The organism is Irregularibacter muris (assembly GCF_024622505.1).
Classification (GTDB): Bacteria; Bacillota; Clostridia; order Eubacteriales; family Garciellaceae; genus Irregularibacter; species Irregularibacter muris.
Genome location: NZ_JANKAS010000001.1, coordinates 275,047 through 288,930, shown reverse-complemented (window position 1 = coordinate 288,930; position 13,884 = coordinate 275,047). Strand labels below are relative to the sequence as shown.

At 34.9% G+C, this 13,884-nt stretch carries 13 protein-coding genes and 1 riboswitch; of the genes, 1 reads left to right on the top strand and 12 read right to left on the bottom strand.

The features are described from left to right. Positions 1 to 176 precede the first annotated feature (176 nt). From gltA to NSA47_RS01360, 10 genes are all read right to left on the bottom strand, one after another. Positions 177 to 1,568, bottom strand: a complete 1,392-nt coding sequence (gltA, locus tag NSA47_RS01405) for an NADPH-dependent glutamate synthase (protein ID WP_257529055.1) — start codon at positions 1,566 to 1,568, stop codon at positions 177 to 179. Further along, positions 1,561 to 2,409 (bottom strand): sulfide/dihydroorotate dehydrogenase-like FAD/NAD-binding protein, encoded by an 849-nt coding sequence (locus NSA47_RS01400; protein WP_257529053.1) that lies wholly within the window; start codon positions 2,407 to 2,409, stop codon positions 1,561 to 1,563. The genes gltA and NSA47_RS01400 overlap by 8 nt, the downstream gene beginning before the upstream one ends. 276 nt (positions 2,410 to 2,685) lie before the next feature. Beyond that, complete coding sequence (locus NSA47_RS01395; RefSeq protein ID WP_257529052.1) at positions 2,686 to 3,729, bottom strand: zinc-dependent alcohol dehydrogenase; 1,044 nt, start codon at positions 3,727 to 3,729, stop codon at positions 2,686 to 2,688. A 27-nt stretch (positions 3,730 to 3,756) separates the two neighbouring features. Then, the gene (locus tag NSA47_RS01390) at positions 3,757 to 4,920 is read right to left on the bottom strand and encodes an iron-containing alcohol dehydrogenase (protein WP_257529051.1); all 1,164 of its coding nucleotides are present in this window, start codon (positions 4,918 to 4,920) and stop codon (positions 3,757 to 3,759) included. A 25-nt stretch (positions 4,921 to 4,945) separates the two neighbouring features. After that, positions 4,946 to 5,821 (bottom strand): class II fructose-bisphosphate aldolase, encoded by an 876-nt coding sequence (locus NSA47_RS01385; protein ID WP_257529050.1) that lies wholly within the window; start codon positions 5,819 to 5,821, stop codon positions 4,946 to 4,948. A gap of 20 nt (positions 5,822 to 5,841) precedes the next feature. Further along, positions 5,842 to 6,675 (bottom strand): PTS system mannose/fructose/sorbose family transporter subunit IID, encoded by an 834-nt coding sequence (locus tag NSA47_RS01380; protein WP_257529049.1) that lies wholly within the window; start codon positions 6,673 to 6,675, stop codon positions 5,842 to 5,844. Continuing rightward, the gene (locus NSA47_RS01375; RefSeq protein WP_257529048.1) at positions 6,672 to 7,445 is read right to left on the bottom strand and encodes a PTS mannose/fructose/sorbose/N-acetylgalactosamine transporter subunit IIC; all 774 of its coding nucleotides are present in this window, start codon (positions 7,443 to 7,445) and stop codon (positions 6,672 to 6,674) included. Before NSA47_RS01375 ends, NSA47_RS01380 begins: the two co-directional genes overlap by 4 nt. Positions 7,446 to 7,458: 13 nt before the next feature. After that, positions 7,459 to 7,944, bottom strand: coding sequence for a PTS sugar transporter subunit IIB (locus NSA47_RS01370; RefSeq protein ID WP_257529047.1), 486 nt, complete (start codon positions 7,942 to 7,944; stop codon positions 7,459 to 7,461). Positions 7,945 to 7,993: 49 nt separating this feature from the next. Further along, complete coding sequence (locus tag NSA47_RS01365; RefSeq protein WP_306811061.1) at positions 7,994 to 8,422, bottom strand: PTS sugar transporter subunit IIA; 429 nt, start codon at positions 8,420 to 8,422, stop codon at positions 7,994 to 7,996. A gap of 179 nt (positions 8,423 to 8,601) precedes the next feature. Beyond that, positions 8,602 to 11,418 (bottom strand): sigma-54-dependent transcriptional regulator, encoded by a 2,817-nt coding sequence (locus NSA47_RS01360; RefSeq protein ID WP_257529046.1) that lies wholly within the window; start codon positions 11,416 to 11,418, stop codon positions 8,602 to 8,604. Between the two features lie 318 nt (positions 11,419 to 11,736). Continuing rightward, positions 11,737 to 11,872: riboswitch (cyclic di-AMP (ydaO/yuaA leader) on the top strand. Between the two features lie 7 nt (positions 11,873 to 11,879). On the opposite strand from NSA47_RS01360, the gene NSA47_RS01355 reads away from it, so the two are divergent. Continuing rightward, positions 11,880 to 12,581: a cell wall hydrolase gene (locus NSA47_RS01355; protein WP_257529045.1), complete on the top strand. Its 702-nt coding sequence runs from the start codon at positions 11,880 to 11,882 to the stop codon at positions 12,579 to 12,581. A 123-nt stretch (positions 12,582 to 12,704) separates the two neighbouring features. Here NSA47_RS01355 and NSA47_RS01350 read toward each other — a convergent pair whose 3' ends face one another. Continuing rightward, positions 12,705 to 13,268: a cyclase family protein gene (locus tag NSA47_RS01350; protein WP_257529044.1), complete on the bottom strand. Its 564-nt coding sequence runs from the start codon at positions 13,266 to 13,268 to the stop codon at positions 12,705 to 12,707. A gap of 4 nt (positions 13,269 to 13,272) precedes the next feature. Continuing rightward, positions 13,273 to 13,734: a MarR family transcriptional regulator gene (locus tag NSA47_RS01345; RefSeq protein ID WP_257529042.1), complete on the bottom strand. Its 462-nt coding sequence runs from the start codon at positions 13,732 to 13,734 to the stop codon at positions 13,273 to 13,275. Between the last annotated feature and the right edge of the window lie 150 nt (positions 13,735 to 13,884).

The following is a 13,884-nucleotide window of genomic DNA, read 5'->3' as shown; positions in this document are numbered from 1 at the left end:
TTTCTTCCCCATTTATGGAGGAAGATCAATATCCTTTATTCCCTTTCTCTTGATTATAAATAATAATATCCTCCCATAGAATAGGGAGCTGTTCTAGCGTAAGAAAGGAATGCTATATCTATCCTTTAGCATTCCTCTATAACTATTATTTATATATTGATAAGAATAAAATTTTCTTATTTCACCATCAACTGTTCATGAATAGCCCTAGCGGCAGTTTTTCCTGCTCCCATAGCTAAAATTACTGTGGCCGCCCCTGTAACAGCATCGCCACCAGCATATACCCCTGGTTTATTTGTAGCTCCCGTTTCTTCTTCCACAAGAATACCACCCCATTTTTGGGTTTTTAGCCCTTTTGTAGTGGACTTTATTAGTGGATTGGGAGATTGACCTATAGCTATAATAACCGTTTCTACTTCTAACTGATGCTCTGATCCCTCCTTAGGAACAGGTCTTCTTCTACCAGAATCATCGGGTTGCCCTAGTTCCATATCAATGCATTTTATGGCTTCTACCCAACCATCCTCTGTGCCTAAAATTTCTGTTGGATTAACCAAAAGTTTAAAAATAATGCCCTCTTCTTTTGCATGGTGTACTTCTTCCAGCCTTGCAGGCATTTCCTCTTCAGATCGACGGTAGATGATATAAACTTCTTCTGCTCCTAATCTTTTGGCACTTCGGGCAGCATCCATAGCTACATTGCCACCTCCTATGACTGCCACCTTCTTTCCGATCCTAATAGGCGTATCATATTCTGGAAACTTGTAAGCTTTCATAAGGTTGACTCTCGTTAGAAATTCATTGGCCGTATATACACCATTTAAGTTCTCCCCTGGGATATTTAAAAAGTTGGGTAATCCTGCACCAGTGCCTACAAAAACGGCTTCAAAATCCTCTTCTATGAGCTCATCAATGGAATATATTCTACCTATGACCATGTTGTTTTTAATGGTAACACCTAAATTTTGTAAAGACTGCACTTCCTTATTTACAATTTCCTTGGGCAATCTAAATTCTGGTATTCCATAAACTAATACTCCCCCAGGGGTATGGAAGGCTTCAAAAATAGTTACTTCATAGCCCATTTTTGCTAAATCTCCTGCACAAGAAAGACCTGCTGGTCCTGAGCCAACGATGGCTACTTTCTTTCCATTAGGTTGTATATCTATCTTCTCTTCCTGAACATTTTCCATATACCAATCTGCTACAAATCTTTCTAATCTTCCAACCCCAACGGGTTCTCCCTTTTTCCCTCTAACACATAGTCCTTCACATTGATTTTCCTGGGGACATACTCTGCCACATACAGCAGGTAAGGAATTGGTCTCTTTTATCTTATGATAGGCCCCTTGAAAATCTCCTTCTGCTACCAATTTGATAAATTCGGGAATTTTTACATTTACTGGACATCCCTGTACACAAGGTTTGTGTTTGCATTGCAAACATCTTTTAGCCTCTTCTATGGCTGATGCCTCTGTGTATCCCAAAACTACTTCTAAAAAGTTTTTGTTTCTTACTTGTGGATTTCTTTCTGATATTGGAACTTTTTTCAAGGACATATTAGGCATTTTTTAGTACACCTCCCATAGTACATTCATGATCTTTTGCAGAGGACCTTTCTTGATCCTTATACATAGATTGTCTCCTCATGGCTTCATCAAAGTCTATGAGATGTCCATCAAAATCAGGGCCGTCTACACAGGCAAATTTAGTTTTACCTCCTACAGTTACCCGACATCCTCCACACATACCCGTACCATCAATCATTACCGGATTCATACTAATAATGGTTTTTATCTCATAATCCCTAGTTAAATCACATACCGCCTTCATCATGGGAAGTGGTCCAATCGCTATCACTAAATCATATTCATTTCCTTGGTCTATTTGATTTTGTAATACATTGGTCACAAATCCTTTATTTCCATTAGATCCATCATCCGTTGTGATAAAGATTTCATCACTTATTGCTGTCATTTCCTCCTCAAGAATAATTAAATCCTTATTTCTAAACCCAGCAATCAGATGAACTTGGGCTCCTAAACTATGCAATTTCTTGGCTTGAGGAAAGGCGATTGCTGTTCCTAGACCTCCCCCTATCACCGCCACTTTTTTATACCCTTCCAAATGAGATGCTTCTCCTAATGGGCCTACAAAGTCTAACAGATGTTGCCCTTCCTCCATATTTCCAAGTAATTGGGTAGTTTTTCCAACTTCTTGAAAAATAATCGTTACTGTACCTTCCACCCTATTATAATCCGCAATAGTTAGAGGAATTCTTTCTCCGCCTTCATATACTCTTAAAATAATAAATTGTCCTGGCTCCGCTTTTTTTGCTATAGCCGGTGCATGGATATCCATTGATTTAACATAAGGATTAAGTACTCTTTTTCGAATAATCTTGTACATTTATCCAGTCCTCCTTTTGATATTGAGTCTAGAAATTATATTTCCAAATGACTTTGAAATTTTATCAACACATTGTTACTTTTTTATCTAAATGTAAAGCATTATCAATTAATAGCTATTTTATCATACTTACTTTTTTTCGTACAGACTTACAATGAATCCTCCTCTTTAAACCCTTTTAAAGTTGTAATGATTAATATACACCAAGAAGCAACCCTTTTAGGTTGCTTCTTGGTGTATATTTTATTTCATATTTTACCTTTATATTTTCCATACCTATAGTAATACACTTACTCTAAAACTGCCTAGTGTACTTGCAGCTTTATATGCTTCCTGTATATCCCCTAGTTTATATGTTTTTTCAACTAGTTTGGACACATCAACAAACTTTTCATTTAATAATTTTGCTGCTGTAAAAAAATCCTTCATGTCTGCCCCATAGGTTCCTATTAATTCAATTTTTTTATAATGAATAATATTAGAATCTACGTCCATTTTTGGAGCTGGATAGCCAGCTGCAAAGTATAGTATCCGTCCATGAAGTTTTTTCACCATTTTCATGGCCTGTTCATTTGCTTTTGTGGTACCTACAGCAATAATTACTGCATCTGCTCCTCGTCCATTAGTTCGTTTATGAACTTCCTCAACTGGATCTTTTTCCAAAGCATTGATCACATCAAAACCTAGGGATTCAGCTGCTGCAATTTTTTTCTCCATGATCTCGGTAATAATTACCCTAGCTCCGTGGGCCCTTACTGCCTGAGCATTTAATAACCCCATCGTCCCAGCCCCAATAATCACAACGGTTTCAAAGGGTTTTATTCTAGTTTTTTCAAGACCTTCTACAACTGTAGCTAAGGGTTCTAGAAATGCTGCCTCACTGGCATTTAAGTCTGGATTCATTTTCATCAGTACTTTAGCGTCTCTAACGCTGTAATCTGCGTATCCAAATGCTCCCAAATACCCGTCCTTTGTTGCTTGGTTTTTTACATTAATACACTCACTAGTAATTCCCTGCCTACATGGATCACATTGCCCGCAATAGGTGTAAGCCATGGCAACTCGGTCACCAATTTCAAGCTCACTAAGTACATTTTTCCCTTTCTTTACGATTTTCCCTGACCATTCATGACCACCTGCCATGGGATATCCCTGATGTTCTCTCAATCCCATCCATTGACCATAGTCTGTTGTACAGATATTACAAGCCTCATGCTTTACTAAAACTTGGCCCTCACCAATCTCTGGCAAATTTCTTTTATGCACTTCGGCATTTCCCTTTTCCGTTAACACCGCAAATGTCATTTTTTTAATTTCCATAATATAGTCCTTTCATGATAAATTATTTTATAGTGCTAATTTAAATATTTTATTCACATCTCCTTGATGCAATTTTATAAAGTTACCTACAGATCCATTCATTGTGCACTTATGACTCATATTCTCTAAATGTTCATCATGAATGTTTAAATCCCTTAGCCTAGTCGGTGCCCCTATTTGTTTAAAGAATTTTTCTGTTTCGAATATGCCTTCCATAGCTGTCCGGTCTAAATTATCCAAGTCTATTTCGATGTTCCACACTCTATTAGCAAATTGGGCAAATCTATTGGTGTTTGTTTTATATACGTACTTCATCCATGCTGGAAATATAATAGATAGGGTAAAACCATGGGTAATATCGTATTGGGCACTGATTTCGTGGGCAATCATATGGGAACCCCAGTCTTCTTCTCTGCCAGTACCCAAAAGGCCATTATGAGCCAATGTACCCGCCCACATAATTTCTGCCCTTGCATGGTAATTTTCTGGTTCTTCTAAAACAATGGGTATGTTTTTAATCAAGATTTTTAGTAAGCCCTCACATAATCTATCTGTTAGGTCAACATTTTCTGTATTGGTAAAGTACCTTTCAAAGACATGGGCCATGATGTCAATTGCTCCGGCAATGGTTTGCTTTTGAGGTAATGTAAATGTAGTCTCTGGGTTTAATATGGCAAATTTAGGTCTTAATTCTTCTGTGCTAAAAGCTCTTTTTAGCCCTTTATCTTGATTTGTGATTACCGTTGTGGTACTGGATTCGCTGCCTGCTGCTGGAATTGTTAGAATTGTTCCTAGTGGTAAAACTTCATTTTCAAAAACTTCTCCACTAAAGCAACTCCATATATCTTTATTACACTTTGCCCCCATTGCTATTGCTTTGGCTGTATCGATGACACTTCCGCCACCCACCGCCAATATGAAGTCTATATCTGATTTCCTTGCTTTATCAATACCTTCCAAAACTAAATCTAGCCTGGGATTAGGTTTTACCCCTGAAATTTCTTCAAAAATAAGCTGGTTTTTATCCAGCTGAGCAACAACCTTATCATAAATACCGTTTTTCTTTATGCTATTTCCTCCATAAACGAGTAATACTTTTCTTCCCCATTTGGAAATTTCCTTAGAAAGATCATCAAAAGAATTTTTTCCAAAAATTATTTTTGTTTCGTTCTGAAAATTAAAGTCTAACAATTTTCCACCTCCACTATACCTTTGTTTATGCTTTACCTACTGATCCAAATAATCTAACATAATGCTCTAATTTTTCTTTGTAACCCTTTATTCCGGTTTCAAAAGCGTCATATAAGTTTACGTTTTGAATAGCAAATTCTCCACTCTTTCCATCTTTATCCACAATTACATTGCCTTCTAGATAATTATTTAATTGATACACCGCTGCATTACTCAGATCAGTAAAAAGATTAACTTTTTGTATACCCTTTTCTATACATTTTGCTAAATTTTCATCCCCCGTTCCTGATCCACCATGAAGTACTAGGGGGATCTCAACCTTACTTTTAATTTCTTGCAATAGTTCAAAGTCTATTTTGGGTGTTCCTTTGTAAGTCCCATGGGAGGTTCCTATAGCAACCGCAAGGCAATCTATTCCTGTATCCTTCACGAACTGAACCGCTTCATCGGGATTGGTTAAACCTTCATCCCTAGTTTGTTCATATTCTGAACCAATCCCAACGTGGCCAAGCTCAGCCTCAACAGATACATTCACCGCATGAGCTATTTTTACAATTTCCTTTACTTCCCTTACATTTTCCTCATAGGGTTTTTGTGATCTATCCACCATTACAGAAGAAAATCCATTTTTAATAGCTAATACGGCTTCTTCAAAGGTAGCACCATGATCCAAATTTAATGCAACATTAACATTGGGATATTTTCTTTCATAGAATCTCGAAATATCCCCTACAATTTCTATTAGATCATATCCAGCACAATCAATAATTATGGGTGCTTTCATTTCTTGAGCTACTTCAAACACACTTCTAATGGTTCCTGCATCTATAACATTTGGAGCTGCAATTCCATAAGCGTTTTTTTTAGCATGTATTAAGATTTCTTTCATTGGCACTATCATAATGACATCCCCTTTTTGTATTATAAAATCCCAAAATATGACCCTATCAAGCTTATAGCTAAAATAATAACTAGTAAAACAGATATGTTTTGGCTCTTATTTTTCAAGTAGTAGTATATGCCAAATACAACAGCCAACGGTAGTAATCCTGGTGCTATTCCATCTAGGATTTCTTGAATACTTATACCATTTGTATTAGATAAGTTTATGGAAACTGGTGTACTAATTTTAATAAAATTCGCTGATAATGACCCCATCATAAAAAGTCCTAAAATACTGGCTCCAGTTATTAACTCCTGGATCCATCCTGATTGAAGAATAGATTTTATAGATTCTCTTCCTAATGTATAGCCTAGTTTCCACAAATAATATCCTTCAAATAAGGTAGCTATTACAAATAGAAATGGAATAAAAGCACCCAATGAACTACCTGTAATTCCAAAGGTAACTGCTAATGCTGCAAAAATTGTTTTAAGAGTTCCCCAGTCAATGGTATCCCCAATTCCGGAGATTGGTCCCATTAAACCAGTTTTAATACCGGTAATCGCCTCATCTGGTATACTATCACTATTGGCCTTTTCTTCTTCCATTGCAACTGTTACACCATGTATTAGATTAGCCCATGTTCCCTGACTATTAAAGAAATTAAGGTGCCTAGTCAATGCTTTACTTAAATCATCCTTTTTTCTATATAACTTCCTTAAAATAGGTATCATACTTGCACAAAATGCTACTGATTGCATTCTTTCATAAGAGTTTGATACTTCACACCCCATATACCAAGTCATAAAAGATCGTGTTTTATCTTTTTGTGATAAAACAATTGGTTTAGTTTTGCTTATTTGTTCACTCATATTCTTTGCCCTCCCTCTTCATTATCGCTATTTGGGGATTTTCCTAAAAAAATTATCAGTAAAGCAACGCACGTACCAAAAATTGCAGAGGCCATAATATTTAATTCCAAATATTGAACTAAGAAAAATCCTATAATGAAAAAAGGTAATAGCTTTTGCTTTCCAATGATAAATATGATTATTGCAAATCCTAGTGCTGGTAATATACCACCTGCTACACTTAAGCCATGCAATATCCATTCGGGAATGATATCTAGAAATCCTTGGACTGCATTTGCTCCATAGAAATTAGCTAAAAATACCGGTGGAAATCTTAAAAGAAATCCCAACAACATAGGCCAGACAAATGCACACATATATATACCTTTTGTATTGGCATTTAATGCATGCTTATCTGCTAGATGGGCGAAACCTGCATTTATAGTTCTTCTAGCTTGATCTACAAATACTCCAAGTACTCCAAAGGGGATAGCAAATGTAACTGCCATTTGAGGATCCATACCGGTTTGAAGCCCTATAGGTATAGCAATCAAACCAGCTAAGCATTCATCTGCAGGCATATTTGCTCCAGCTGCAACCATCCCCATATAAACAAGTTCTATGCTGGCCCCCATTATCATTGCGGTAGGTACATCCCCCATGATTAATCCTATTGGAAGCGCCATAACGATGGGCTGACAAATAAACCAGTGAAATGTATAACCCAGTTTACTTTGCCCCAACCAATACCAAAAACCAGTAAAAATGGCCAAAAACAACGATCCACTCATTAATTATCACCTCTTAATATTTTTTTAGGATTTTATCTATTTCAACTTTTGTTTCCTCGGGTATAATGTGTACAGCTACTTCTATACCTTCTTGTATTATGTCTTTTAAACATTTCACATCATTATCATCTAGTGATACTGCTCTGAAAACTGGTTTTTTCCCTGGTGCACTAGCAATACCTCCAATTTGGATATATGTAATAGGCAAGCCTTTTTTAATTGTTCTATATACAGTTGGTATATTTTTCAGTAGTATTAATAGTTTCCCTTTGCCTAGTTGATCTTTTTTATAATGTTCAGCAACTTGATCTACAGAATATATTTCTACAGATATCCCCTTTGGCGCTGCCATAATTGCGATTTCTGACATAAATGCATCTGCTGCCAAATCATCATCTATAATAATGATCCTATTGGCTCCACATTTTTTTAACCACTTGGTAATTACTTGCCCATGTATTAATCTACTATCAATTCTTACTAAATTAATTTCTGCCATATGATATCCCCCTAGTCTTTTTTTGATTTTTCTATCTTCCCCTTAATTGTCACTGGTTGATTCTTGCACACAACATCTCCTTTAGATTTTGTATCCCCTCATTGCCACTGGTCATACATTTTTCTACTAGCTCTGATAAGCTGCATGTGTTTCTAGATACAAGAGCTTCAATAAGCATAGGTAAATTGATACCGGTAATACACTCGAAATTTAAATGTTTTAAATTACTGGCTATTACATTAGACGGACTGCCACCAAATAGATCAGCAAGGACTAATACTCCATCACCTCTTTCCAAAAGATTTATGCTTTCATATACCTTACTTCTTAACTCTTCTACACTGTCATCGTGTTCTAAAGTCAAATAAGTTATATTTTCCTGTTTTCCTACAATTAGTTCTGCACTTTCTATAATTTCCTTTGAAAATTTTCCATGGGTAACTACCAAAATTCCAGTCATAAGCATTTGTCCTTTCATGTTAAATGTTTTGTTACTCTTTATTAAAGCAAGTTCCGTGCCATCATATGTATTCCATTGTATTTTTACATCATTATAAAGAACTTATAGTAAAACCCCTTAAAATCCATAGGATTCTAAGGGGAGTTGAGTAAACTAAGGTTAAAATGTATCATACAAAATTTGTGTATCAACTTCTTTTATTCTGTATCAATTAAATCAATTAGATAGGATATTTCTGTATCAGGTATTTTGATACTAAAGGTATCCTCCATATTTTTTAAGGATTTCTTTATCCTATTGTATTGAACTTTATTTTTATTAATGATTTCATCTACTTCATCAAATTGGAAAGCTTCATTCTTCATAATTCTTTCAATCATACCCGCCACATGGAAAACATATAATAATTTTTTCCTATTTTTATCGGTTATTTTATAATTTTGTGCAATATATTCGAAGGATTGATTTGCTAAGTGGTATGCCTTTGATGGATCTAAAAAAGTAAGCATCTCCTTTAAAGTTTTAGAAATCAGATTTATATTGGAGTCAATAGAATGGTATGTAGTATCTTCTTGTATATCGCTATTGTAAATTATTGCCTCTAGCCTTTTATATCCATCGCCCAATATCAAATCATCTATGGATATGAAGGGTGTATGGGGGACTTTAGGATTAATTGCCCCGACGACAGCAATAACATTATCATTATCTATTGTTTGATAGTTATATTTCATAGCCTTGATTTCAATATTGTATTCATTAATTATTGGAATTCCACTTCGAATTAGTTTTTCCAACTTAATGGCAGTGCCTTTTCCAGTAATACATGTTGTGATTATTGTTCTAGGTTTTTGTTTTAAAACTCTGCGCTTTGTCTCGTTTGTAATTATCCTTCCGACATAGGGATGCACCCTATTAATCTCCTCTACAATTTGTTCCAAACTTGTATCCGGAATAAGGCTTTTTCTTACAACTTCAATGACAATGGGTGTGGATACCATTTCAATGCATTGCACCTTTATATTTGTTTTTTTGGTAATAATCTCTCCAAAGGCTATGAGTGAACCCATATCCACTAAGATTAATGCCCCTTTTTGTTGATCAATTTTTTTTACCAAATCTATAGCTTTTTGCAGAGCAACATCTACTTTTTCTTCTAAGGGCATATCAATGGCATGGCAATGCTTTGTGCCTAACAAACTATTGGCAACTGCAGCCATGCTTGTAGCTGTATGGTTCCCATGGGCCATAACAATGACTCCTACTTTTTGAGGGCAATTTTTTAATTCTGTATCAACTGCATGAAGAAGCATGGTTACTATTCCAACCTCTTCCTGGGGTATTTTTATATTTAGTTCTGTATTAATGACATCTACCATTAGTTTTGCCTCTTGAAATTCATTGTGATAGTTTAAGGCAATATCCTTTATGCTTTTATATTCATAATTCTCATTTCTAGAGAGACGTTCAATTAATGCACTTATATGCATCATCAAACTTATTTTTAGCTTACTAGCATAGTTCTTATCATACTTATTTTCGCTGGTCCTTATTGCATTTTTTACAGCATTGTAAACCTGTGGACTCACTATTTTAAAAATTTCATCTGTAGAAGGCATATCTTTACTGATACTATATTTGTTTAGAAGTAATTTTAAATACTCCTCTATATATGAATTTAAAATTATTTTGATTTCTTCATTATCGTATCCTTTTTCTGAATACTGAGTATACTTTGTTCCTAAATCATTATATAAAGTATTGGATATATCGTATTCATCTTTCAAATGATTTTCTTTGCTATGTTCAGGAAAAAAATCATGGTATCTTTCAATGCCAATAGGGATAATATTCATTATCTCCTTTCTTTTTTCACGATATTCCATTAATCCATCATAGATATGTTCAGGAATCATAGAGGTGTTTATCTCGAGCATTTTTTTATTGTAAGTTTTATATTCTAAAAACCCCTTGGCACATAGCAATTGTATATCACTCTTTAACTGCCCTATATTCCCATTACAATCGTACAATAGTAGTGAGTGTATTACTTCATTATATAGCCTAATCTTAGTTCCAATCACCTTGGATTGCTTTTCAAAAAAATCTGAAATCAATTGGAATCGTTCTGGTAGTGTCCATTCATTTAAAAAGGGTAAATTGATGACCATGGGGAATCTTCGTGTGAAAGTTTGTAAAAGAGATGTGGTGATATCTTCTGTTGTAGCTCCAATGATAAAAACATTTGATTTCCTATACTTTTCGGTATCACCTAATTTTCTATATACCCCCTTATCAATGACCATGAAAAGCATTTCTTGTCCCTCAGGAGGGAGCCTGTGAACTTCGTCTAATAATAATATTCCTCCATTAGATGTTTCAACAAGACCATTTTTTTCAGTGTCCGCTCCAGTAAAGGCTCCTTTGATATGACCAAATAACATGGATAATAAAAGTTGTGGATTTTCTGCATACTCTGCGCAGTTAAATACGGTAAACTTTCCCCCAGAATTTATGGTGTTACTTTGTACTGCAAAATTGTACATGGTTTCTGCAAAGGTTGTTTTTCCTGCACCAGTAGGTCCAATAATTAAGGTATGCAGTCCTCTAGGGGGATAAAGCACCGCTGCTTTAGCTTGTTTTATTGGGGTTTTTAAGGTATTAGAAGAGCCAATAATAGAATGAAAGACATCTTTTATTTCTACCTCTTGATTATTGGTAATCAGTTCTTTCAGTGAGATCGCTTCACTATTTTTAGTCCTATTTATCTTTATACCAGCAATCTCTTCGAGTTTACCTTTGTCAAAGTAATAAACGGGTCTGCCTTTAATTTTCATCACCTTTTGTTCATCATATAAAGCATTTAATTCTTTGCTTGTATTACTTCTATTTATTCCTGATAACTCGCTTATATATTTTGTTTCAAACCCCTTGAACCCATCCATGATCTCATCTATTGTAATCTCTTCACAAATTGATGTCAGCGTATGAAAGATTTTATCTTTTCTATTCATGAATAAAGCCTCCCATTGTATTTAATCTTGATACATACTCCCCTTAGACATGAACCAGGTATAGTAAGGCCTAGAATAATCATTCAAATTATCATGAACATTATTCTGGAGTAGTTAGCCATTAATAAATTAGTATTCTTTACTTTTCTTCAATTTCCTTCATGCTTTTTTCGACATTCTTTTAAGCTATCTAATGACAAAATAAATTTTTAAAATATTCATCATGCTAGAATATGTAATTTCTGGTATTTCTCCTAACATGGTTTACATAAACATGGCCCTCCTGTATAATAGCCTTTGTTACATGTTCGTTACATGTTTACACACTTGCTGAATCCTAAGAATCTCTTAGGTACGGAGGAACCAAGTTTAGGGGTCAATCCATGGTATATGGTAGGGGGCCTTCTACCCCGCACCCGTCAGCTAACTTCGGAAGCAAATATTCGGAAGGAGTGGAATAAATGAAAACAAAAAAGAAGATAATTTTGACCATATTCATAGCAGTTTTAATGCTGGCTATTATTACACCAGAGGTATTAGCTAGTGAATCTTATCGGTTATTAAAATTTGGAAGCCGTGGAAATGATGTTGCACATCTCCAACAAACTCTACAAAATAGAGGCTATTCTATTTCTGTGGATGGAATCTATGGAAAGAAAACAGAGAGAACCGTTATTAATTTTCAAATCAATCATAAATTAAGAATTGACGGTATAGCTGGTAGAGAAACCCAATCTAAACTATTTGGGAATGCTACTACAACTTCAAGGGGGACAACCTCTAACACCAAAGTTGATTCTAATGATATCTATTGGTTGGCAAGAATTATTCAAGCCGAAGCTGGGGCAGAGCCCTATAAGGGAAAAGTTGCCGTTGGGAATGTTATTATAAACCGTGTTAATTCTAAAGACTTCCCCAATACTGTTTATAATGTAATCTTTGAATACTACAAGAATATACCTCAGTTTAGTCCTGTAGCTGATGGGACTATTTACAACAATCCTTCCCAAGAAAGTATACAAGCAGCTAAGGAGGCTATAGGTGGCGCAAGACCTGTTGGAAATTCAACTTATTTCTTTAACCCATCCAAAGCAGCCGGTAGTTGGATTGTAAACAATAAAGCCTATGTTACAAGAATAGGTGGACATGTATTTTATCAATAATTAGTAATGATCAAAGGGCAATCTTCCATTTTGGAAGATTGCCCTTCTTTTTTATGTATATAAAATACTCTCTATTTTAAGACGACATGAAGCTTTTTTCTTTGTATTGCATACAATTATTTCTTAGAGTTTTGCCACCACCCGACAAGGCAATCCTGTTGTCTGTGCATATTTAATAGGATAAGTATTGGCAATGAACTCCTTACTCCCAGTTTCCAAACCTAATGCCTTCAAATTACAAATATTTTCAACAACAAAAACATTTTTATCTGCACAATATTGGTCTTTTGGTGTATGTTCCGCACCTCGTCTAATTCCAGCACAATCAATTCCAATAATAGAAATTTTTAATTCTAGTAGCTTTTCAATTAAATCCTCTGAAAGCTGAGGATGTCCTTGAAAATATCCTTTTCCCCCATATCCTTCTCGCTCAATAAATCCAGTATGAAAAGCTACAAACATATCTTTTTTCACCTTTAAAATATCAATATCCGATATTTCAATATCCCTATCTACAATTGTACTTACATCGAATGCGATGGCCTTTCGCTCAATGTATTCTAAGGGGAATTCTTTGTCCATTACATCAAAATGGGTTCCTAAATGACCTACTAAAGCTTTCTTTTCATTTCCTTGGGCGTCTACAATCATTTTGGGCGTCACTAAAACCGTCAAATCAATAAACATTTTTTCACCTCTTTTCCTTTGATATGAATTCTATCTGTTCTCCTAAATACTCATTAAATTCCTCAAGAAATGTACAAATTTCAGCAAGTTTATTCTCGGGATATTGGTTCAAAAAAGCAGAATCCCGTTTCCTCCATATTTCATGACGTTGTTTGTGTTCATCAAATAATTTTTGCCCATCCCTTGTTAATTTGAAATAAATTTCTTTTTTGTTATCTTCTAAAGAATAGCTTTCAATCAATCCTGCCATTATTTGTTTTTTAGTAATCTTACTAATCGCTCCTCGGGTCATCTTTAAATGATTAGCAATATTGGTGACATTTGGGGTATCTAATACACCGATTGCATCAATGCAATGTATTTCAGAATATCCATAGCCATGTAAAAATTCTTTCTCTATTAATTTAGATAATAAGTCTTGTTTTTCAAGATGTTCAGCTAATAGCTCAAGAATTCGAATATTCATAACCTCCTCCTTAATTGTATCCTTGGAAACATTATAACCAGTTATTGTTTCTTTGTCAACAATACTGTTTTAAATTTCTATGTTATCCAAATGCAAAATCCTATAACCACATGCTATGTTAATGGTACACCACAATTAAAGAGAACAGCC